Origin of the sequence: Streptomyces sp. TBY4 (assembly GCF_024213195.1) — a bacterium.
Taxonomy (GTDB): Bacteria; Actinomycetota; Actinomycetes; order Streptomycetales; family Streptomycetaceae; genus Streptomyces.
On the sequence record NZ_JANAVF010000004.1, the window covers coordinates 1 to 20,652 of the forward strand.

At 72.5% G+C, this 20,652-nt stretch carries 21 protein-coding genes; 15 read left to right on the forward strand and 6 right to left on the reverse strand.

Annotation, left to right across the window (positions count from 1 at the left end):
* Nucleotides 1-107: 107 nt before the first annotated feature.
* On the reverse strand, nucleotides 108-1,208 hold the full coding sequence (gene coaA, locus NLX94_RS10730) for a type I pantothenate kinase (RefSeq protein WP_308402409.1): 1,101 nt from the start codon (nucleotides 1,206-1,208) through the stop codon (nucleotides 108-110).
* A gap of 280 nt (nucleotides 1,209-1,488) precedes the next feature.
* On the opposite strand from coaA, the gene NLX94_RS10735 reads away from it, so the two are divergent.
* The 8 genes from NLX94_RS10735 to NLX94_RS10770 all read left to right on the forward strand — a co-directional run bounded on the left by NLX94_RS10735 (nucleotide 1,489) and on the right by NLX94_RS10770 (nucleotide 9,310).
* Nucleotides 1,489-2,262, forward strand: coding sequence for a hypothetical protein (locus tag NLX94_RS10735; RefSeq protein ID WP_254382429.1), 774 nt, complete (start codon nucleotides 1,489-1,491; stop codon nucleotides 2,260-2,262).
* 108 nt (nucleotides 2,263-2,370) lie between these two features.
* Complete coding sequence (glmS, locus tag NLX94_RS10740) at nucleotides 2,371-4,221, forward strand: glutamine--fructose-6-phosphate transaminase (isomerizing) (RefSeq protein WP_254382430.1); 1,851 nt, start codon at nucleotides 2,371-2,373, stop codon at nucleotides 4,219-4,221.
* Nucleotides 4,222-4,240: 19 nt separating this feature from the next.
* Nucleotides 4,241-4,609 carry a holo-ACP synthase gene (locus NLX94_RS10745; RefSeq protein ID WP_254382431.1) on the forward strand — a complete coding sequence of 123 codons (369 nt, stop codon included), beginning with the start codon at nucleotides 4,241-4,243 and terminating at the stop codon, nucleotides 4,607-4,609.
* A gap of 37 nt (nucleotides 4,610-4,646) precedes the next feature.
* Nucleotides 4,647-6,044, forward strand: coding sequence for an NAD(P)H-hydrate dehydratase (locus NLX94_RS10750; protein WP_254382432.1), 1,398 nt, complete (start codon nucleotides 4,647-4,649; stop codon nucleotides 6,042-6,044).
* Nucleotides 6,045-6,176: 132 nt separating this feature from the next.
* Nucleotides 6,177-7,313 (forward strand): alanine racemase, encoded by a 1,137-nt coding sequence (gene alr / locus NLX94_RS10755; RefSeq protein WP_254382433.1) that lies wholly within the window; start codon nucleotides 6,177-6,179, stop codon nucleotides 7,311-7,313.
* 16 nt (nucleotides 7,314-7,329) lie between these two features.
* On the forward strand, nucleotides 7,330-8,475 hold the full coding sequence (locus NLX94_RS10760; protein ID WP_254382434.1) for an alpha/beta fold hydrolase: 1,146 nt from the start codon (nucleotides 7,330-7,332) through the stop codon (nucleotides 8,473-8,475).
* Complete coding sequence (gene tsaE, locus NLX94_RS10765) at nucleotides 8,459-8,989, forward strand: tRNA (adenosine(37)-N6)-threonylcarbamoyltransferase complex ATPase subunit type 1 TsaE (protein ID WP_254382435.1); 531 nt, start codon at nucleotides 8,459-8,461, stop codon at nucleotides 8,987-8,989. Before NLX94_RS10760 ends, tsaE begins: the two co-directional genes overlap by 17 nt.
* Before the next feature lie 132 nt (nucleotides 8,990-9,121).
* Entirely contained in the window at nucleotides 9,122-9,310 is a 189-nt protein-coding gene (locus tag NLX94_RS10770) for a hypothetical protein (protein WP_254382436.1), read from the forward strand.
* Nucleotides 9,311-9,380: 70 nt separating this feature from the next.
* Here the strand turns inward: NLX94_RS10770 and NLX94_RS10775 are convergent, their stop codons facing one another.
* On the reverse strand, nucleotides 9,381-9,938 hold the full coding sequence (locus NLX94_RS10775; RefSeq protein ID WP_254382437.1) for a hypothetical protein: 558 nt from the start codon (nucleotides 9,936-9,938) through the stop codon (nucleotides 9,381-9,383).
* 145 nt (nucleotides 9,939-10,083) lie between these two features.
* Here NLX94_RS10775 and tsaB point away from each other — a divergent pair, with 145 nt between their 5' ends.
* From tsaB to NLX94_RS10800, 5 genes are read left to right on the forward strand one after another with little or no spacing between them, the layout of a single operon-like run.
* Nucleotides 10,084-10,761 carry a tRNA (adenosine(37)-N6)-threonylcarbamoyltransferase complex dimerization subunit type 1 TsaB gene (tsaB, locus tag NLX94_RS10780; RefSeq protein ID WP_254382438.1) on the forward strand — a complete coding sequence of 226 codons (678 nt, stop codon included), beginning with the start codon at nucleotides 10,084-10,086 and terminating at the stop codon, nucleotides 10,759-10,761.
* A 29-nt stretch (nucleotides 10,762-10,790) separates the two neighbouring features.
* On the forward strand, nucleotides 10,791-11,294 hold the full coding sequence (rimI, locus tag NLX94_RS10785; RefSeq protein WP_302169262.1) for a ribosomal protein S18-alanine N-acetyltransferase: 504 nt from the start codon (nucleotides 10,791-10,793) through the stop codon (nucleotides 11,292-11,294).
* Nucleotides 11,287-12,432 carry a tRNA (adenosine(37)-N6)-threonylcarbamoyltransferase complex transferase subunit TsaD gene (tsaD, locus tag NLX94_RS10790; protein ID WP_254382440.1) on the forward strand — a complete coding sequence of 382 codons (1,146 nt, stop codon included), beginning with the start codon at nucleotides 11,287-11,289 and terminating at the stop codon, nucleotides 12,430-12,432. Before rimI ends, tsaD begins: the two co-directional genes overlap by 8 nt.
* Nucleotides 12,429-12,710, forward strand: a complete 282-nt coding sequence (locus tag NLX94_RS10795) for a hypothetical protein (protein ID WP_254382441.1) — start codon at nucleotides 12,429-12,431, stop codon at nucleotides 12,708-12,710. Before tsaD ends, NLX94_RS10795 begins: the two co-directional genes overlap by 4 nt.
* A 53-nt stretch (nucleotides 12,711-12,763) precedes the next feature.
* A complete protein-coding gene (locus NLX94_RS10800; RefSeq protein WP_254382442.1) occupies nucleotides 12,764-13,390 on the forward strand; it encodes a hypothetical protein in 627 nt (208 codons plus the stop codon).
* Between the two features lie 75 nt (nucleotides 13,391-13,465).
* Here NLX94_RS10800 and NLX94_RS10805 read toward each other — a convergent pair whose 3' ends face one another.
* The gene (locus NLX94_RS10805; RefSeq protein ID WP_254382443.1) at nucleotides 13,466-14,644 is read right to left on the reverse strand and encodes a methyltransferase domain-containing protein; all 1,179 of its coding nucleotides are present in this window, start codon (nucleotides 14,642-14,644) and stop codon (nucleotides 13,466-13,468) included.
* 100 nt (nucleotides 14,645-14,744) lie between these two features.
* Between NLX94_RS10805 and NLX94_RS10810 the strand changes: the two genes are divergently transcribed.
* A complete protein-coding gene (locus tag NLX94_RS10810) occupies nucleotides 14,745-15,710 on the forward strand; it encodes a polysaccharide deacetylase family protein (RefSeq protein ID WP_374683932.1) in 966 nt (321 codons plus the stop codon).
* Between the two features lie 63 nt (nucleotides 15,711-15,773).
* Here NLX94_RS10810 and NLX94_RS10815 read toward each other — a convergent pair whose 3' ends face one another.
* Nucleotides 15,774-16,943, reverse strand: a complete 1,170-nt coding sequence (locus tag NLX94_RS10815) for a transposase (protein WP_254382445.1) — start codon at nucleotides 16,941-16,943, stop codon at nucleotides 15,774-15,776.
* Nucleotides 16,944-17,057: 114 nt separating this feature from the next.
* Here NLX94_RS10815 and NLX94_RS10820 point away from each other — a divergent pair, with 114 nt between their 5' ends.
* Nucleotides 17,058-17,945, forward strand: a complete 888-nt coding sequence (locus tag NLX94_RS10820) for a polysaccharide deacetylase family protein (protein ID WP_254382446.1) — start codon at nucleotides 17,058-17,060, stop codon at nucleotides 17,943-17,945.
* Here NLX94_RS10820 and NLX94_RS10825 read toward each other — a convergent pair.
* Together NLX94_RS10825 and NLX94_RS10830 are read right to left on the reverse strand one after the other, a co-directional pair.
* Nucleotides 17,942-19,354 carry an FtsW/RodA/SpoVE family cell cycle protein gene (locus NLX94_RS10825; protein WP_254382447.1) on the reverse strand — a complete coding sequence of 471 codons (1,413 nt, stop codon included), beginning with the start codon at nucleotides 19,352-19,354 and terminating at the stop codon, nucleotides 17,942-17,944. The genes NLX94_RS10820 and NLX94_RS10825 overlap by 4 nt on opposite strands.
* Nucleotides 19,342-20,634: an LCP family protein gene (locus NLX94_RS10830; protein ID WP_254382448.1), complete on the reverse strand. Its 1,293-nt coding sequence runs from the start codon at nucleotides 20,632-20,634 to the stop codon at nucleotides 19,342-19,344. Before NLX94_RS10830 ends, NLX94_RS10825 begins: the two co-directional genes overlap by 13 nt.
* Nucleotides 20,635-20,652: the final 18 nt, after the last annotated feature.

The following is a 20,652-nucleotide window of genomic DNA, read 5'->3' on the forward strand; positions in this document are numbered from 1 at the left end:
TGTTCGTCACACAACGATCTTGGACGCCCTGTCTGCGTTCCCGAACACATCGTCAGCATTCGGAATGACTCGTCTAGCCGCCGCAGGGCTGTGGTCCCCGGTGGCGCTCAGAGCTTGCGCAGACTCAGCTTCTGCACCTTGTGGTCCGGGCCCTTGCGGACGACGAGGGTGGCGCGGCCGCGGGTCGGGGCCACGTTCTCCAGCAGGTTGGGCTTGTTGATGGTCCGCCACATCGTCTGCGCGTACTCCAGCGCCTCCTCCTCGGAGACCTGGGTGTACTTGCGGAAGTAGGAGAAGGGGTTCTGGAACGCCGTCTCGCGCAGCTTGCGGAACCGGTTGAGGTACCAGCGCTCGATGTCCTCGGGGCGGGCGTCCACGTACACGCTGAAGTCGAAGTAGTCGGCGAGGCCCACCCGGGTGCGGCCGTCCTTGCCGGGCATGGCCGGCTGGAGGACGTTGAGCCCCTCGACGATCAGGATGTCGGGCCGGCGCACGACGAGCCGCTCGTCGGGGACGATGTCGTAGATCAGGTGGGAGTAGACGGGGGCCGTGACCTCGTCCTTGCCCGCCTTGATGTCGGCGACGAAGCGGGTCAGCGCGCGGCGGTCGTAGGACTCGGGGAAGCCCTTGCGGGCGGTCAGGCCGCGCCGCTCCAGCTCCTTCATCGGGTAGAGGAAGCCGTCGGTGGTGACCAGCTCCACGCGCGGGTGCTCCGGCCAGCGGGCCAGGAGGGCCTGGAGGAGACGGGCCACGGTGGACTTGCCCACGGCCACGGAGCCGGCGACCCCTATGACGAAGGGGGTGCCCTGCTGGGCACCGTGGCCGTTGCCCGCGTCGCCGAGGAAGGTGTTGAGGGTGCCGCGCAGGTTGCTGGTGGCGCCGACGTACAGGTTCAGCAGGCGGGAGAGCGGCAGGTAGACGTCGCGGACCTCGTCGAGGTCGATGACATCGCCCAGTCCGCGAAGCCGCTCGACCTCGTCGGCCGTCAGCGGGAGCGGGGTGCGCTCGCGCAGGGCGCTCCACTCGGCCCTGGTCAGGTCGACGTAGGGGGAGGCCTCGTGGCCCCGGCGGCGCGTGGGGTGCGCTGCGTGTTCGGGGTGCTCGGGCTGCGGGGGCTGCTCGGGCTGCTGGGCCGGCGTGGGGGGCTCCGATCCGTCGGGGCGCTCCGTTGCGCGGTCCGGCGTGCTTCGTGGCGGCGAAGAGATCACAGGGCCATTGTCACGGGTGACGGGCCGCCGTGGGTGGTGTGGTCGGTCACGTGGAGTGCGGGTCTTATGGCCCGGGGTGGGTGGGTTGTACGGGGGCGGATCTCGATCGGAGGGATCTGCGGTATCGGCGGGGTCACGATGCGCGGGCGCGTGGGTAATGGGTCGGCGGCCGCGACGGCGTCCCCGTACGGTGGTGATCACCGCAGTCCGGACCGCGCCCCGCTTTCGGGGCGCAGTCGTGTGCTGCCCATTCGCTGATCGTCCCGTGGGGGGAACCATCGTGCGCACCGCACTCGTCCGCCGTACCGTCCTGTCCGCCTCGGCCCTGTCCCTGGCGCTGCTCGCCACGGCGTGCGGCGACTCGGGCACGACCGACGCGAAGGGCGACACCAAGCCGTCCGCATCCGCATCCGCTCCGGCGGCGGCCGCGGCGAAGGCGAAGACGGACGCCGAGCTCGGCGGCCTGATCGTGGCCCAGGCGGACCTGCCGGACCACGTCCTCAAGGGCTCCACCCCGGAGGAGGCCCAGGCCGGCGCCGGGGCCACCAGCGACAAGCCCGCGTGCCTTCCGCTGGTCAAGGCCCAGTCCATGGCCGCGCAGGGCGCCGGCACCGGCACCGCGCGGGTCAAGGCCGTGGCCAAGCCGAAGGAGGCGGCCGCGGGCGCGAGCCCCGAGGAGAAGGCGAAGGCCGCGATGGAGGCCCTCGGCTCGACCGCCACCGCCATCACCCTGGAATCGTTCGGGGGCACGGGCGCGGCGGAGGCCTTCGCCTCGCTCAAGAGCGCGGGCGCGGCGTGCGCCGCCGGTTACGCGGCGACCCAGGCCGGCGAGACCGGCAAGGTCACCAAGGTCGCCGCCGGCACCCCCGTCACCGGTGGGGACGAGGCGCTCGCCTACACGGTCGTGGGCGACGCCGACGGCTCGCCGTTCACGACGCAGCTCGTGGTCGTGCGCCAGGGCAACACCCTCGCCACCTTCTCCGCCGTCAGCCTGGCCGGTACGGCCGAGCAGCCGACGGCCCTCGTCGCGGCGCAGCTCAAGAAGCTCGGCTGACGGCTCCTCGCCCACGCGTCACCTCCGCCCCGGCGTCCACGCCGGGGCGGTTTTTTCGTCCGGTTCAGGTACCGGGCGCGGAGCCAACTACGGCGTACCCTGCGGCTTATGTGCGGAATCGTGGGTTACGTGGGAGCGCAGTCGGCGCTCGATGTGGTCATTGCCGGGCTCAAGCGGCTGGAGTACCGCGGCTACGACTCGGCGGGTGTCGCCGTGCTCGCCGACGGGGAACTGGCCGCCGTCAAGAAGGCCGGCAAGCTGGTCAATCTGGAGAAGGAGCTGGTCGGGCACCCGCTGCCGGCCGGTTCCACGGGGCTGGGACACACCCGGTGGGCGACCCACGGGGGTCCCACCGACGTCAACGCCCATCCGCACCTCGACAACTCGGGGCGCGTGGCCGTCGTGCACAACGGGATCATCGAGAACTTCGCCGCGCTGCGGGCCGAGCTGGCCGGGCGCGGCCACCGGCTGGAGTCCGAGACGGACACCGAGGTCGTGGCGCACCTGCTGGCCGAGCGGTTCGAGGCCGCGGGCGGGGACCTGGCGGAGGCGATGCGGCAGGTGTGCCGGCGGCTCGACGGGGCCTTCACGCTGGTCGCCGTGCACGCGGACCAGCCGGACGTGGTGGTCGGCGCGCGCCGGAACTCGCCGCTCGTGGTGGGCGTCGGGGAGGGCGAGAACTTCCTCGCCTCCGACGTGGCCGCCTTCATCGCGCACACCCGGTCCGCGATCGAGCTGGGGCAGGACCAGGTCGTGGAGCTGCGCCGCGACGGGGTCACGGTGACCAACTTCGACGGTACGGCCGCGAACGTGCGGGCGTACCACGTGGACTGGGACGCCTCGGCGGCCGAGAAGGGGGGCTACGACTACTTCATGCTCAAGGAGATCGCCGAGCAGCCGAAGGCCGTGGCCGACACCCTCCTCGGCCGGATCGACGCGAACGGCCTGCTGACCCTCGACGAGGTGCGCATCCCCGACTCGGTGCTGCGCGAGGTCGACAAGGTCGTGATCGTGGCGTGCGGTACCGCGTACCACGCGGGGATGATCGCGAAGCTGGCCATTGAGCACTGGACGCGCATCCCGTGCGAGACGGAGCTGGCCAGCGAGTTCCGCTACCGCGACCCGATCCTGGACCAGCGGACGCTGGTGATCGCGATCTCGCAGTCCGGCGAGACGATGGACACCCTGATGGCGCTGCGGCACGCCCGCGAGCAGGGCGCCAAGGTGCTGGCCATCTGCAACACCAACGGCTCGACGATCCCGCGGGAATCGGACGCCGTGCTGTACACGCACGCCGGACCCGAGGTGGCCGTCGCCTCGACGAAGGCGTTCCTGACCCAGCTCGTGGCCTGCTACCTGGTCGCCCTCTACCTCGGGCAGGTCCGGGGCACGAAGTGGGGCGACGAGATCCGGTCCGTGATCCGGGAGTTGTCGGACATCGCCGCGGCGGTGGACACCGTACTGGAGACGATGGAGCCGGTACGGGAGCTGGCGCGGTCGCTCGCCGACAAGAACACCGTGCTGTTCCTGGGACGGCACGTCGGCTACCCGGTGGCGCTGGAGGGCGCGCTCAAGCTCAAGGAGCTGGCGTACATGCACGCCGAGGGCTTCGCGGCGGGCGAGCTCAAGCACGGGCCGATCGCGCTCATCGAGAAGGACCTGCCGGTCGTGGTCGTCGTACCGTCGCCGCGCGGGCGCTCGGTGCTGCACGACAAGATCGTGTCCAACATCCAGGAGATCCGGGCGCGCGGGGCGCGGACCATCGTGATCGCCGAGGAGGGGGACGAGGCGGTGGTCCCGTACGCCGACCACCTCATCCGCATCCCGGCCACCCCGACCCTGCTCCAGCCGCTCGTGGCCACGGTGCCGCTGCAGGTGTTCGCGTGCGAGCTGGCGACGGCGCGCGGCAACGAGGTGGACCAGCCGCGTAACCTCGCCAAGTCGGTGACCGTGGAGTGAGCGAAGCGAGTTTGTAGTTGTGATTATCGGTGTGGGGATCGATGTTGCCGAGATCGAGCGGTTCGGCGCCGCGCTGGAGCGGACGCCGAACCTGGCGCAGCGGCTGTTCGTCGACGCCGAGTTGACCCTGCCGGGCGGCGGGAGGCGCGGTACCGCCTCGCTCGCCGCCCGGTTCGCCGCCAAGGAGGCGCTCGCCAAGGCGCTCGGCGCCCCCGCCGGGCTGCTGTGGACCGACGCCGAGGTGTACGTCGAGGCCAGCGGGCAGCCGCGGCTGCGCGTGTCGGGGACGGTCGAGGCACGGGCGAAGGAGCTGGGCGTGAAGTCCTGGCACATCTCCCTGAGCCACGACGCGGGCATCGCCTCCGCCGTGGTGATCGCGGAGGGATAGCCGAGGGGTGGGGGTCCCCTTCGGGCAGGCTGGTGGCATGCGTACTGCTTACAGCGTGGAGACCGTACGGGCCGCCGAGCGCGAGCTGATGGCCCGGCTGCCCGAAGGCACCCTGATGCGGAGGGCGGCGGGCGGACTGGCCGCCGTCTGCATCCGGCTGCTGCCCCGCGCGTACGGGGCCCGCGTGGTGCTCCTGGTCGGCCCGGGGGACAACGGCGGCGACACCCTCTACGCGGGCGCGAAGCTGGCCCGGCGCGGGGCCGGGGTGACGGCCGTCGCCATGGATCCGGACCGGGTGCACGCGGGCGGGCTGGCGGCGCTGCGGGCCGCCGGCGGACGGCTCGCCGGGGCCGTGCCCGAGCGGGCCGACCTGGTGCTGGACGGGCTGGTCGGCATCGGCGGCCGGGGCCCGCTGCGGCCGGCCGCGGCCGCCCTGGTGGAGCGGATCCCGGCGGGCGCGGTGGTGGTCGCGGTGGACCTGCCGAGCGGGGTGGACGCGGACACCGGGGAGGTGGCCGGAGCGGCCGTGGCGGCCGACGTGACGGTGACCTTCGGGGCGTACAAGCCGGGGCTGCTGATCGACCCCGGGGCCTCGCGGGCGGGTGTGGTGCACCTGGTGGACATCGGGCTGGCCTTCGGGCCCCCGGAACTGGAGGCCCTGCAGCACGCCGACGTGGCGGGGCTGCTGCCGGAGCCGACGGCGTCGAGCGACAAGTACCGGCGGGGCGTCGTCGGGATCGTGGCCGGCTCCGCGCGGTACCCCGGCGCGGCGGTGCTCGCGGTGGCGGGGGCGCTGCGGGGCGGCGCGGGCGCGGTGCGCTACGTGGGGCCGCCGGCGGTGGCGGACGCCGTACTGGCCCGGTACCCGGAGACCCTGATCGGGACCGGCCGGGTGCAGGCGTGGGTGGTCGGGCCCGGGCTGGGCGACGAGGGCGGCCCGGAGGTGCGGGAGGCGCTGTCGCAGCCGGTACCGGTCCTGGTGGACGCGGACGGGCTGCGCGGGCTGGACCCCGCCGGGCTGCGGGCCCGGTCGGCCCCGACCCTGCTGACCCCGCACGCGGGGGAGGCGGCGGCGCTGCTGGGGCTCGCGCGGGAGACGGTCGAGGCGGGGCGGCTGGCGGCCGCGGCGGGACTCTCCGAGCGGTACGGGGCGGTGGCGCTGCTCAAGGGGTCGACGACCCTGGTCGCCCCGGCCGGGCCCGGACCCGTCCGGGTGAACCCGACCGGGACCCCCTGGCTGGCCACCGCCGGGAGCGGGGACGTGCTGGCCGGGGTGGCCGGGTCCCTGCTGGCGGCTGGCCTTCCGGCCGTGGACGCCGGATCGGTGGCGGCGTACCTGCACGGCCTGGCGGCCCGCCTCACGGGGGGCCCGCTGCTGGCCCACCAGGTGGCGAAGGCGCTGCCGTCGGCGTGGCGGGAGGTGGGGCGCCGCTAGGCGGGACTGGGCGCGGCGCCGTTGCCGGGGGCGCCGCCCCCGGACCCCTGCGCCTCAAACGCCGGCGGGGCTGGATTCGGCCGGGCCCCGCCTGTTCGGCCCGGTGGGTGGGGCTCTGAGAGACTGTGGGGGATGAACGAGACAGCCGCGCGCGTGTACGCCGAGATCGATCTTGACGCCGTCCGGGCGAACGTACGGGCCCTGCGCGAGCGGGCGCCCCGCTCCGCCCTGATGGCCGTCGTCAAGGCGGACGCCTACGGGCACGGGGCCGTGGCCTGCGCCAGGGCCGCGCAGGAGGCCGGTGCGGGCTGGCTCGGGACCGCCACGCCCGAGGAGGCGCTCGCGCTGCGCGCCGCCGGGCTCGAAGGGCCGATCCTGTGCTGGCTGTGGACCCCCGGCGGGCCCTGGCGGGAGGCCGTGGAGGCCGGTATCGACGTGTCCGTCAGCGCGATGTGGGCCCTCGACGAGGTACGGGCGGCTGCCCGCGCCGCCGGCCGGACGGCCAGGATCCAGCTCAAGGCCGACACCGGCCTCGGCCGCAACGGCTGCCAGCCCGCCGACTGGGAGGCCCTGGTCACCGCGGCCGTCGCCGCCCAGTCCGAGGGGACCGTCCGCGTCACCGGCGTCTGGTCGCACTTCGCCTGCGCCGACGAGCCCGGACACCCGTCCATCCAGCTCCAGCTGTCCGCCTTCCGCGACATGCTCGCGTACGCCGAGAAGGAGGGCGTCGAGCCCGAGGTCCGGCACATCGCCAACTCGCCGGCCACCCTCACCCTCCCCGAGTCCCACTTCGACCTCGTCCGCTGCGGCCTGGCCGTCTACGGGGTCTCGCCCGCGCCCGAGCTCGGCACCCCCGCCCAGCTGGGCCTGCGGCCCGCGATGGCGCTCAAGGCCTCCGTCGCGCTGGTCAAGACCGTGCCGGCCGGGCACGGGGTCAGCTACGGGCACCACTACGTCACCGACCACGAGACCAGCCTCGCGCTGATCCCGGCGGGCTACGCCGACGGAGTCCCGCGGCAGGCGTCCGGGCGCGGCCCGGTGCTCGTCGGCGGCCGGGTCCGTACCGTCGCCGGGCGCGTCGCCATGGACCAGTTCGTGGTCGACCTGGAGGGGGACGAGGCCCGCGTCGGCGACGAGGCCGTCCTCTTCGGGGACGCGGAGCGCGGCGAGCCCACCGCCGAGGACTGGGCTCAAGCGGCGTACACGATCGCCTATGAGATCGTCACCCGTATCGGGGGCCGGGTTCCCCGGGTGTACCTCAACAGCTGAGTGAGGGGCGGGCGGCGTGGGCGAGAACTGGCGTAAGGCGGGTTGGGCGGGCGCCGCCATCGGCGTGATAGCCGCCGGCGCCGCGGCCGGGGTCGCGGTCGAACGGATCACCGTCGACCGGAGCATGCGCATGAGGGCGCGCCTCGCCCTCGACGCGACCGCGGACTACGGATCCCTGCGCGGAGCCCCCGGTACCGCGTGGGCCGAGGACGGCACCGCGCTCTACTACGAGGTGGACGAGCTGCCCGAGGACGGCAAGCTGCGCCGGCTGCGCCGCAAGGCCCCGGTCCGGCCGACCGTGGTGTTCTGTCACGGCTACTGCCTCGCCCAGGACTCCTGGCACTTCCAGCGCGCGGCCCTGCGCGGAGTGGTCCGCGCCGTCTACTGGGACCAGCGCAGCCACGGCCGCAGCGGGCGCGGCCTGTCCCAGGCCGACGGCGGGCCGGTCACCTTCGAACAGCTCGGCAGGGATCTGAAGGCCGTCATCGAAGCAGCCGCCCCCGAAGGCCCGCTGATCCTGGTCGGTCACTCGATGGGCGGAATGACCATCATGGGACTGGCCCAGGAGTTCCCCGGCCTCGTCCGGGACCGGGTGGCCGGTGTGGCACTGGTCGGCACCTCCAGCGGCCGGCTGGACGAGGTCACGTACGGGCTGCCCGCCCTGGGCTTCAGCACGGTGCGGCGGCTGCTGCCCGGGGTGCTCAAGGCGCTCGGCTCGCAGGTGGAGCTGGTGGAGAAGGGCCGCCGGGCCACCGCCGACCTGTTCGCGGGGATGGTCAGGGCGTACTCCTTCGCCTCGCGCGAGGTCGATCCCGCCGTCGCCCGCTTCGCCGAGCGGCTCATCGAGTCCACCCCCATCGACGTGGTCGCCGAGTTCTACCCGGCCTTCCAGACGCACGACAAGACGGAGGCACTCCAGCGGTTCGCGGACATCCCCGTCACCGTCATCGCCGGGGACCGCGACAGGGTCACCCCGCCCGACCACAGCCGGACCATCAAAGAAGCGCTGCCCGCCGCCGAGCTGGTCGTCCTGGAGAGCGCCGGGCACCTGATGATGCTGGAGCAGCCGGACACCGTGACCCGGCTGCTGACCGAGCTGCTCGCGCGCACCGGGACGGTGCCCGCAGCGGCTAACGTTGGCGGGCATGGAAGAAGTACCTGACTCGGAAACGCACGTCACCGTCGGCTCGCCCGACGCCATGCAGGACCTCGGGCGCCGGATCGCCGGGCTGCTGCGCCCCGGCGACCTCGTCCTGCTGACCGGGGAGCTCGGCGCCGGGAAGACCACCCTGACCCGCGGCCTCGGCGAGGGCCTGGGCGTGCGCGGGGCCGTGACCTCGCCGACCTTCGTGATCGCCCGGGTCCACCCGCCGCTGACCGGCGGTCCGGCGCTGGTGCACGTGGACGCGTACCGGCTGGGCGGCGGGCTGGACGAGATGGAGGACCTGGACCTCGACGTCTCGCTGCCCGAGTCCGTGGTGGTCGTGGAGTGGGGCGACGGCAAGGTCGAGGAGCTGTCCGACGACCGGCTGCACGTGGTGATCCGCCGGGCGGTGGGCCACGAGGAGGTCCTCGACGACGTGCGCGAGGTCGTGGTCCGCGGCATCGGTGCGCGCTGGTCGGCCGGGGCGGGTCTGGAGAGCCTCGCGGGAGTCCTGTCGGCGGAGCAGGCGTAGCGCGGCGCGGCCATAAACGTTCCGACAAGTCGTCGGGAAGATATTGCGCGGGCGGTGGGGCGCGTGGTCACATGGTACGGAGGGCTGGTTAGGCGTACCTAAGTACGGGCTGGCCCCGGCCAGGAGGCAGCCATGTCGGCAAGAGGAGCAGCGGGCACCCCCCGCCCGTCCGCCGTGTCCATGGGGGCGCTGCTCGCCGCGGGCGCCGCCGCCACCGCCGTGTCGACGCCGCCGGTACGGGAACACGCGCCGGAGCCCGATCCCGTACGGGACGGGGCGCAGGACGGCGAACAGGCCGCCCCGGAGTCCGAAGCGGCCTGAAGGGCTGGAGAGGGACCGGCCGCGCCGACGGCGGTTCCCCGTACGAGTGAACTTGGAGTGTCGCGCCGGTTCAGGGAACGACGACGACCTTCGAGCCGATCGTCGCGAAGGCCCACATCGCGTCCCCGTCGGCGCGCAGCATGCGGACACCGCCGGTCTTCTTGGCCGGATCGGGCGCCGGGAGGGTGTTGTCCACCCGGGCGCTGAAGCCGACCGTGACCCCCTGCGGACTGGCGAAGCGGACGACGTGCTCGATCGGCACCCCGTCCGAACCGGTCACCGCGCCCGTGCGGCCGCCCACCGTGTACGTGCCCGGCGCCGGATGCACCGTGCTCGGCACGACCGCGAAGGACTTCGGCTCCCCGGTGGGTCCCACCAGCCAGACGCGCTTGGCGCTCAGCGAGTAGACGACGCGCACCCCGGTGCCGGAGCCGGCCGGCAGGGCCACCGGCTTCGCCGGGTCCGTCTTGCCGGTCCCGGCATCGCTCGCGGCGGGTGCCGGGCTCTGCGCGACGGCCTTCGGGGGGAGCGCGGGAGCGGAGGCGGAGGCCTGGTAGCCGAGGAAACCGACGACGGCGAGCGCCCCGACGGTGAGCCCGGCCACGATTCCCGAGCTGCTGCGTGCCACCTTGCTCCACCTCTCCGCATGGTCCGTCAGGGCCGGTCGGGCTCAGACGGACGATCGAACCCTGACACCTGGTCCGAAGGTAGCAGCCGGGCCGCCCGCAGACCGGCCGCAAGGGCCGGGGGCCCCGGAGTCGTAGGCTGTTCGCGTGCTCTTGCTCGCTGTAGATACCGCCACGCCCGCCGTCACCGTCGCCCTGCACGACGGCGAGTCCGTCCTCGCCGAGTCGAACCAGGTCGACGCCCGCCGCCACGGGGAGCTCCTGCTGCCCTCCGTGGACAAGGTCCTGGCCGAGGCGGGGGTGAAGCTCGAAGCCGTCACCGGCATCGTCGTCGGCACCGGCCCCGGCCCCTACACGGGACTGCGCGTCGGCCTCGTGACCGCCTCCACCTTCGCCTCCGTCCTCGGCGTGCCCGTCCACGGGCTGTGCACCCTCGACGGCCTGGCCTACGCGGCCGGCGCGGCCGGGATCGAGGGCCCCTTCGTCGTGGCCACCGACGCCCGGCGCAAGGAGGTCTACTGGGCGCGCTACGAGGACCCCCTCACCCGGACCGGCGAGCCCGCGGTGGACCGGCCGGCCGACATCGCCGAGCGCGTCGCCGGACTGCCCGCCGTCGGGCAGGGCGCGCGGCTGTACCCCGATGTCTTCACCGACGCCCGGGACCCCGAGCACCAGAGCGCCGGCGCGCTGGCCGCCCTGGCCGCGCACCGGCTGGCGGCCGGGGAGCCCTTCGAGAACGCCGGGGGCCTGCCCCCGGCCCCGCTCTACCTGCGCCGGCCCGACGCCGAGGTGCCCAAGAACTACAAGGTGGTCACCCCGCAGTGACAGCCACCTCAGCCGTCGTCCTGCGCGAGATGCGCTGGTGGGACATCGAGCCGGTGCTGGAACTGGAGCACGAACTGTTCCCCGAGGACGCCTGGTCCGCCGGGATGTTCTGGTCCGAGCTCGCCCACGCCCGCGGACCCGCCGCCACCCGCCGCTACGTCGTCGCGGAGGAGGCTGGCCGGCTGGTCGGCTACGCCGGGCTGGCCGCCGCCGGGGACCTGGCCGACGTACAGACCATCGCCGCGGCCCGCGACCAGTGGGGCACCGGGCTCGGCGCCCGGCTGCTGACCGAACTGCTGCGCGCCGCCACCGCCTTCGAATGCGCCGAGGTGCTGCTGGAGGTGCGGGTCGACAACGTGCGGGCCCAGAAGCTCTACGCCCGCTTCGGCTTCGAGCCCATCGGCTTCCGGCGCGGCTACTACCAGCCCGGCAACGTGGACGCGCTGGTGATGCGCCGGCTCTCCGATCCCGCAAGCTCCGTACCCGTAGACGGATCCGCAGACGAACCCGTACAAGGTGAAACCCATGGCTGACGAACCGCTCGTCCTCGGCATCGAGACCTCCTGCGACGAGACCGGCGTCGGCGTCGTCCGCGGCACCACGCTGCTCGCGGACGCCATCGCGTCGAGCGTCGACGAGCACGCCCGCTTCGGCGGGGTCGTGCCCGAGGTGGCCTCCCGCGCGCACCTGGAGGCGATGGTCCCCACCATCGAGCGCGCCCTGAAGGAGGCCGGGGTCAGCGCCCGCGACCTCGACGGCATCGCCGTCACCGCCGGCCCCGGCCTCGCGGGGGCCCTGCTGGTGGGCGTCTCCGCCGCGAAGGCCTACGCGTACGCGCTGGGCAAGCCGCTGTACGGGGTGAACCACCTGGCCTCGCACATCTGCGTCGACCAGCTGGAGCACGGGCCGCTGCCCGAGCCGACGATGGCGCTGCTGGTCTCCGGCGGGCACTCCTCGCTGCTGCTGGCCCCCGACATCACCTCCGACGTACGGCCGCTCGGGGCGACCATCGACGACGCGGCGGGCGAGGCCTTCGACAAGATCGCGCGCGTCCTGCAGCTGGGCTTCCCCGGCGGCCCGGTCATCGACCGGCTCGCACGCGAGGGGGACCCGAAGGCGATCGCCTTCCCGCGCGGGCTGACCGGGCCGCGCGACGCCCCGTACGACTTCTCCTTCTCCGGGCTCAAGACCTCGGTCGCCCGCTGGATCGAGGCGAAGCGCAAGGCGGGCGAGGACGTGCCGGTGCGCGACGTGGCGGCCTCCTTCCAGGAAGCCGTGGTGGACGTGCTGACGCGCAAGGCGATCCGTGCGTGCAAGGACGAGGGCGTCGACCACCTGATGATCGGCGGCGGCGTCGCCGCCAACTCCCGGCTGCGCTCGCTGGCCCAGGAGCGGTGCGACGCCGCGGGGATCATCCTGCGGGTGCCGCGGCCGGGGCTGTGCACGGACAACGGCGCGATGGTGGCGGCGCTGGGCGCGGAGATGGTCAAGCGGAACAGGGCCCCCTCGGACTGGGACCTGTCGGCGGACTCCTCGCTGCCGGTGACCGACCCGCACGTTCCCGGCCGTTCCCACGGGGATTCCCACGGCCACGCGCACGGCCATTCCCACGGCCACGCGCACGATCACGACCACGTGCACGAGCTGAGCAAGGACAACCTGTACTCGTGAGCACCATCGCGCTGATGTGGGAGGCCCGGGCCGTGCCCGGGCGCTCCAACGAGCTGTTGGAATGGGCCCGTTCGCGGATCCTGGCCCAAGACCCGGTGCGGCGCGAGGTGTTCAGCGCCCCGCAGGACCGGGTGCTCGTCATCACCTGGTGGGAGACCTCCGAGGGGATCGGCGCCGAACTGCCCGAACTTCCGGAGCCGGCGGCCGATTTGATCACGCGGGCGGTGCACCGCTGGCGCTTCGAGTCGGTGGAGGTCGGGGAGGCCGACGGGAGCTGACGCTCCACCAGGCGGCCCCGCGGCCCCCGGGGTGTGCGGATATGGTCATGCGCATGCCCCGCCGCGACCTGCCGCCACCGCCCCCTCCCGCACACCTGCGCGCCTGGTTCGACGAGCACGCCGTACGGGCCGACCGCGCCCGTTTCCTGGGGGAGCTCGGGCGGCGCAGTCTGGGCTTCGGCCGGCTCCTGCTCCTCTGGGCCGTCTCGGCGGTCTTCGCCCTGGGCTGGTCCTTCGTCGGCATGGCCCTGATGGCCATCGAGACGCACGAGCCGCTGGCGTACCTCTTCGGCCTGATCTTCGCCGTGCTCGGCGTGGGCGTGCTGATACCGGCCGGGTTCTGGTTCGCCTGGGGCGCCAAGCGGGACCGGCAGGTCCGCCGGCTGCTCTGCGCCTGGGCCGAGCTGGACCGGGACCCGCCCGTGGACGCCGCCGTACGGGCCCCCGGGCGCAGCCTGGTCTGGCTGCTGGCCTCCTGCGCCCTGGGCGGGCTCGGACTCTGGGTGACCTTCGGAACGGCGGCCGCGGCCCGGCCCGGGGCCGACACCTACGGGGAGGTCGCGTACACCATGGGCCTCGGCATGATCCTGTGGATCACCGCCCTGCTGGGCCTCGGCAAGGCGGGCGCGCACTACCGGTGGGCGCTGCGGGTCTTCGGGGGCGGGGGTCGACAGCAGTAGTGCCCGGCTAGTACACCGCGACCGCCCGGTCCTCGATCCGGTGGACCCGGACCGGGGTGTCGAAGTGATGCGCCGTCAGGGCCGGTCCGTCGGCGACCCGATCAGCATCGAGGGGGCTCCGGCGACCCGGGTCAGGAACACCGTGGCGGAGTTCGGCCCCTGCGGCTTCACCTTCTTGCGCAGCTCCTCCGGCTCGATCGCGGAGCCGCGCTTCTTCACGGTGAGGATGCCGACCCCGCGCTCGCGCAGCAGCGCCTTGAGCTTCTTCAGCCCGAACGGCAGCACGTCGGTGATCTCGTACGAGGTCGCGTACGGGGTCTCGCGCAGCTCGTCGGCGGTGATGTACGCGATGGTCGGGTCGATCAGCCGGCCGCCCAGCTGCTCGGCGACCTCGGCGACGAGGTGGGCCCGGATCACGGCGCCGTCGGGCTCGTAGAGGTAGCGGCCGACGGGGCCGGCCTCGGGATCGGGCAGCGGGTCGGCGGTCGCCAGTGCGCGCGGGCCGGGCAGCAGGGTGGCGCGGATCTCGCCCGGGTCCGTCCCGAACCACAGGACGGCCTCCTTCACGTCCCCCTGGTCGGAGATCCACTCGGCGCAGGCCTCGGCGGGCACCGCCTCGTGCGGGATCCCGGGGGCGATCTTGATGGCGGCGATCTTCGCGGAGCGGGCGGTGGCGATCGCCCAGGAGAGCGGCGGCGAGTAGGACTCCGGGTCGAAGACCCGGCCGCGCCCGCCCCGGCGGGCCGGATCGATGAAGACGGCGTCGTACCCCGCGGTGTCGACCTCCGTCACGTCGGCCTCCCGGACCTCGATCAGGTCCGCCAGCCCCAGCGCCGCGGCATTGGCCCGCGCGACGGCGACGGTCAGCGGGTCCCGGTCCACCGCCAGGACCCGGATGCCGAGCCGGGCCAGGGCGAGGGCGTCGCCGCCGATCCCGCAGCACAGGTCCGCGAGGCTGCGTACGCCCAGGGCGGCGAGCCGCTCGGCGCGGTACGCGGCCACGGTGGCGCGGGTGGCCATCTCCCCGCCGCCGGGGGTGAAGTACATCCGGTGGGCGTCCTGCGCCCCGAACTTCGCCACCGCGCGCTGGCGCAGCCGGGCCTGTCCGAGGGCGGCGGAGACCAGTGCGGCCGGGTGCTCGCGGCGCAGCCGGGTGGCGACGGCCAGCTCCTGGGCGGGGTCGTAGTCCCGGAGCGAGTCGAGGAGGGCGTGGCCCTCGGGGGTGAGGAGCGCGGCGAAGTCTTCGGGGGTCACGGGTCCATTGTCGGCCACGGTGGGCCACTCGGAGGAAGGTCGGATTCCCCTCGCGGTGTCGGCGGGGACGCGCGCCTGACTGGTGTAAAGATCCCCAACTATGCAGCTCGTACGACAAAAGGAACATAAGACGCAACACGGTCACCGGATCGCGGCAGTCGCGCGCGGCCGGTTGGGTACGGCCGCCATGGCCGCACTGCTCGTCGCCGCCCTGGGTACGGGCTGCGGCGCCGGCGGGTCCGAGGCTCCGGACAAGGCCGCGAAGGCGAAGGCCGCGGCCGGCGCCGCCGCCGAGAAGGCCGGAGCGGCCGGCGCGCTCGGCACCTACGCCGAGCGGCTGAAGGCACTCCAGCAGGCGCGGATCGTCGCCGCGAAGAAGTGGGGGCTGGCCAAGCCGCCGCTCGTCGCTCCCGAGGCGCCCAAGGAGAAGCCGGAGATCACCACCCGCGACGGCTTCGAGGTCGAGGGCCAGGACGAGCTGCCCCCGGTCTTCACCACCGTCCCCACGGAGGAGAAGGTCGTCTTCCTGACGATCGACGACGGGGCCGAGAAGGACCCCGAGTTCCTGAAGATGATGCAGGAGCTGAAGCTCCCGTACACCGCCTTCCTCAGCGACTACCTGGTCCGGGACAACTACCCGTACTTCAAGGAGATGCAGGCGGCGGGCGTCACGCTGAACAACCACACGCTCAACCACCGCTACATGCCGGCGCTCTCCTACGAGAAGCAGCGCCAGGAGATCTGCGGGCAGCAGGACACCATCGAGAAGACGTTCGGCAAGCGGCCGACGCTCTTCAGGCCGCCGTACGGGAACTACAACGAGGACACCCTGCGCGCGGCCAAGTCCTGCGGGATCAAGGCCGTTCCGCTGTGGAACGAGGAGGCCTTCCCGAACCGGATGGACTGGCGGGAGTGGGACAAGGACCTGCACCCCGGTGACATCATCCTCACCCACTTCCGGGGCAAGGATGACTGGAAGGGCAGCATGACTGACATGATCCGTCACGTCATGAAGACCGTCACGGACAAGGGGTACGCCGTGGCTCGCTTGGAGGATTACTTTTGATTCCTCCCCTCCTTGGAGAGGAAGGAGTTCCTCACTCTCCAGGGTTGATCGGGGATTTCTGGCTCACGCTGCCGGGCCAGGCGGCGCCTGGCCCGGTCTTCCGCGATCGGCACCGGCCGGGTTGAGACCAGCCCGGGCCAGCATCACGTGTGCGGAGTTCTTGTCCCTGGGGGACACGGCTCCGCACGCGGTGCAGGCGTAGGTTCGTTCGGAGAGGGGTAGTGCGTGCTTGGTTCTCGCTCCGCACTGCGCGCAGTCCATGGTGGTGTGCGCGGGGTGGACAAGGTGCACGGCACGGCCGTGCTTGCGAGCCATCTCGATCAGGGCTGTCTTGGCGGCGCCGATCGCCGCGTCGGCGGCCTTGCGGGCCATGGTGGACTTGGCGAGGAACTTCGGGCGGAAGTCCTCCACTGCGAGAGCGTCGTGGTCGCGGACGACGGACTTGGCCCATTTGCGGCCGGTGTCCTGGCGTTGCCGGGCCACTTTCCTGTGCAGCTTCGCGACGTGCCTTCGCGCCGCCTGGTACCCCTTCGACCCGGGCTTGCCCTTCGCCGGTTGACGGCGGGCCATCATCCGCTGATAGCGGGCAAGCCCAGCAGCGGCCTTCTTGCCGTGCTCGGCGTGAGGAAGGTCGTGGTCGTCGCTGGTGGTGGTCGCGGTTTCCCTCACGCCCCAGTCGACCCCGATCACCGCGCCCGTCTCAGGCAGTGGCTCGACCTCGGCGGGGACGACGAACGAGCAGTACCAGTGCCCGAGGCTGTCCTGATGCACGCGCACGCTGGACGGGTCGGCAGGAAGGTTCCGCGACCACACCACCGTCAGCACGATGCCGCCCGCCAGGTGCAGGCGGCCGTCCTTCAAGCTGAAACCGCGCTGGGTGTAATTGAGGGAGGGCAGGGCTTCGCGCTTCTTCTTCCACTTCGGCATCCCGGCCCGCTGCCGCACCGGCAGCCGGTCCTTGATGTCCTGCTGCGCCTTGGCGCGGGACTTCCCGAAATCCCGGATCACCTGCTGCTGCGCGACCGAGGACCCGTCCCGCAGCCAGGTGTTGCCGGTCCGGGCTTCGGTCAGCATCTTGTCGAGCTGCGCGGGGCCGCAGGTCCGCTTGTCCGTACCTTCGGGCCGGTCCCTGTTCCACAGGCGCGTCTGCTTCGACTTCGCACAGCACTCGTTCCAGATCCACCGGCACCGGTCCCACTCGCCCGCCAAGGCGGCGCGTGCGGTGGACGACACGCGGACGCGGAAAGTCCACCGGGCATGCCCGGCAGTCGCCACGATTGGCGTTGTCGTCGTCCCTGCAAGCTAGTCCCACCCACTGACAACAACCGAAAGAGCAGGCCAGATCAGATGAAGCACGCGCGCCGGTTGGTAGCCGGAACGCTGACGGCCGGCGCGCTCGCGCTGTCCCTGACGGGGTGCGGGGACAGCGTGGACCCCATCGAGCGGCTGGGGCGCAAGACCACGGAGGCCAGGGCGACCCCGTCGCCCTCGGGGGCGGCCACCCCCTCCGCCGGGGGCAGCGAGGGGTCGGTGGCGGCGGCGGACGAGGCGTACAAGAAGTGGGGCCTCAGCGGCCCCCTCCAGTACGCGCCCAAGCCGGCCGTCAAACCGCAGATCCCGCCGGCCAAGGAGGGGCGGGTCCAGGTCGTCGACCGAATACCCGTCCCGGCGGACGACAAGGTCGTCTTCCTGACCTTCGACGACGGTGCCGAGAAGGATCCCGAGTTCCTGAAGATGGCCGCCGATCTGAAGCTGCCGATCAGCATGTTCCTGACGGACAGCATCGCCTCCTCGGACTACGGCCACTTCGAGAAGCTCCGCGACAACGGCTCCGGCAGCACGATCAACAACCACACCCTGACGCACCCGAACCTCCGGACGCTCTCATTCGAGGCGCAGAAGAAGGAGATATGCGGGCAGCAGGAACGCCTGGAGAAGCGCTTCGGCAAGCGGCCGCCGTTCTTCCGCCCGCCGTACGGCAACCACAACGACGACACGCTCAGGGCCGCGCACGAGTGCGGGGTGTCCCAGCTCCTCCTGTGGCGCGTGTCGATGCAGATCAACAACTTCCAGTACGCCGAGGGCTCGGCCCTCAAACCGGGTGACATCATCCTGGCGCACTTCCGCGGCCCCTCGGAGCTGAAGGGCGCGTCGGAGATCCAGATGACGACCCGGATGCTCCAGCGGATACAGGAGCAGGGGTACCGGATAGGGCGGCTGGAGGACTACCTCTAGAGAGCCTGTGGGCCCGCCGCCGCCATCACCGGGGTGATCGTCGTCTCCGCCGGGCCCCGGGCGTCCGCCTCGCGTTGTCGTTCGGTGCTGTCGGAGATGCGCAGCAGCAGGGCGATCATGATCCAGTTGGCCAGCAGGGACGATCCGCCCGCCGCGAGGAAGGGCAGGGCCTTGCCGGTCAGCGGGATCAGCCCCGTCACGCCGCCCGCCACGATGAAGACCTGGATGGCCAGGGCGGCCGACAGGCCCACCGCCAGCAGTTTGCCGAACGGGTCGCGGGCGCCCAGGGCCATCCGCAGCCCGCGCTGCACGAGGAGCGCGTAGAGGATCAGGACGGCCATGACCCCGGCCAGGCCGAGCTCCTCGCCCACCGTCGTCAGGATGAAGTCGCTGCGGCCGGCGAACTTGATCAGCTCGGGATGGCCCATGCCGAGGCCCGTCCCGGAGATGCCGCCGGTGCCGAAGCTGAACAGCGCCTGCGCCGACTGGTCCGAGACGATGCCCGGCGGCCGGTCCTTCCAGTAGTAGGACAGCGGATTCAGCCAGGCAGCCACACGTGCCTTGACGTGCGGTTCCGTCGTGCCCACGACGAAGGCGCCCGCCGAGGCGAGCACCAGGCCGCAGACGATCCAGCTCGTGCGCTCCGTGGCCACGTAGAGCATGACCACGAAGACGCCGAAGAAGAGCAGCGAGGTGCCGAGGTCGCGCTCGAAGACCAGCACCAGCAGCGAGATGATCCACACCGTGATGAGGGGGCCGAGCTGGCGCATCGGCGGCAGCCGCATGCCCAGGAACTTGCGGCCCGACAGGGCCAGCGCATCGCGGTGGATCACCAGGTAGCCCGCGAAGAAGACCGCGATCATGATCTTCACGAACTCGCCGGGCTGGACCGAGAGCCCGCCGAACTTGATCCAGCGCTTCGCCCCGTAGGTGTCCGCGCCGAAGAAGGCGGGCGCGATCAGCGCCACCAGCGCCACGACCATCGTGATGTAGATGAACCGCTGCAGCAGCCGGTGGTCGCGCAGCACCGCGAGCACCGCGATGCAGGCCGCGACGCCGATCACCGACCACATCAGCTGGCCGGGAGCCGTCGGCGGGGAGTTGTACCGCTCCAGGTACCCCTGGTCGAGGCGGTGCAGCAGCACCAGCCCCAGCCCGGTCAGCAGCAGGGCCAGCGGGAAGACCAGCGGATCCGCGTACGCCGCGAACCGGCGGATGGCCAGGTGCCCCACCAGGGCGAGCAGGGTCATGCTGACCACGAAGCCGGTGAGGCCGGACGGCAGTGCGTCGTTCATCGCCAGGCCCGCGCAGATGTGGCCGGAAACGGTCACCGCGAGGACGAGGACGAGGAGCAGTGCTTCCGTGCGGCGGCGCGCGCCCGCCGAAGTCAGGGGTCTCAGTCCACGCACGGGACGCCGCCGCCGTCGATGGCGGGGGTTCCGCTGCCGTTGCTTGCCGAGGGGGAGGGCGCGGGGGAGGGCGCCGACCCGGGGGTGGACGCGGCCGGTGCGGACGCGGCCGGTGCGGACGCGCCCGGTGAGGAGGGAGCGGCGCCAGGCGCGCTCGGGCTCGCAGAGGCCCCGGGCCCGATCCGCTCGCCTATGAACCGCTTTATCTTCATATCGTCTACGACGTTTATCTCGGCGCCGTGGTTCCGGTCGAAGCCCTCGATGGGAAGGGTCACAAACTCCACGTTGCCCCCGGACAGGTTCTTCGCCTGCTTCACGAACGACAGCAGGTCCCATCCCTCGTCGGTGACGACGTCCTGCTTCGCCGTGTCCAGCAGCTTCATCAGCTTCACCGGATCGGTGAAGGTCCCCGCCTGGTTCAGCTTGTACGTGGCCCCCGCCAGGAACGCTTGCTGCCGCTTCGTCCGGTCCAGGTCGCCCATGGTCAGGCCGTGCCGCTGCCGTACGAAGGCCAGCGACTGCTGCCCGTCGAGGGTCTGCCGCCCCGCCGGGAAGTCGGCCCCCGAGTAACTGTCCTTCGCCGGCTTCTTCAGGCACACCGGTACGCCGCCCAGCGCGTCGGCGAGGTGGTAGAAACCGGCCAGGTTCAGCTCGGCGAAGTGGTCGATCGGGACGCCCAGGAAGGTGCGCACCGTATCGAGCTCCGCCCTGCGGCCCGCCTCGCGCCCCTCGCGCTCCAGCTGCCGCCGGTCCTTGACCCCCTGGGCCGAGAGCTGCTCCTCGGTCTTGGCCTTGGCCCGCCCGTACGCCTCCTTGATCTTGGCCTTGCCGGTGAAACCGGGCACCCCGCGCAGCTCCACGAAGTCGTCGCGCGGCACCGAGAAGGCCTGCGCCCTGCCCCCGTCGCCCGGGACGTGCAGCAGGATCAGCGTGTTGGTGTTGTAGCCGCCGACGTCGGAGCTCGCGCCCGCGTGCAGCTTGTCGAGGACCGCCGGGGGGAGGTCCTCGCCGTTCTGGTCCCGGCGGCTGTCCAGGCCCATCAGCAGGATGTTCACATCGCCGTGCTGCGACTTCTCGGCACCCTTCAGGGCCTTGGAGCTGCCGATGCTGGAGGCGAGGTCGTCGTACAGGTACCAGGCGGCCGCCCCCGCGAGCACCAGCAGGGCGCAGCCGGACGCCAGCAGGGTCCGGGTGAGCCGGGCCCGGCGGGAGCGCCGTCTGCAGTGGGACGCGGACACCGGGGGCTTCGGTTCACTGGGCTTCCTGCGGTGGGCGCTCATGCCTGTCGATGCTGCGGG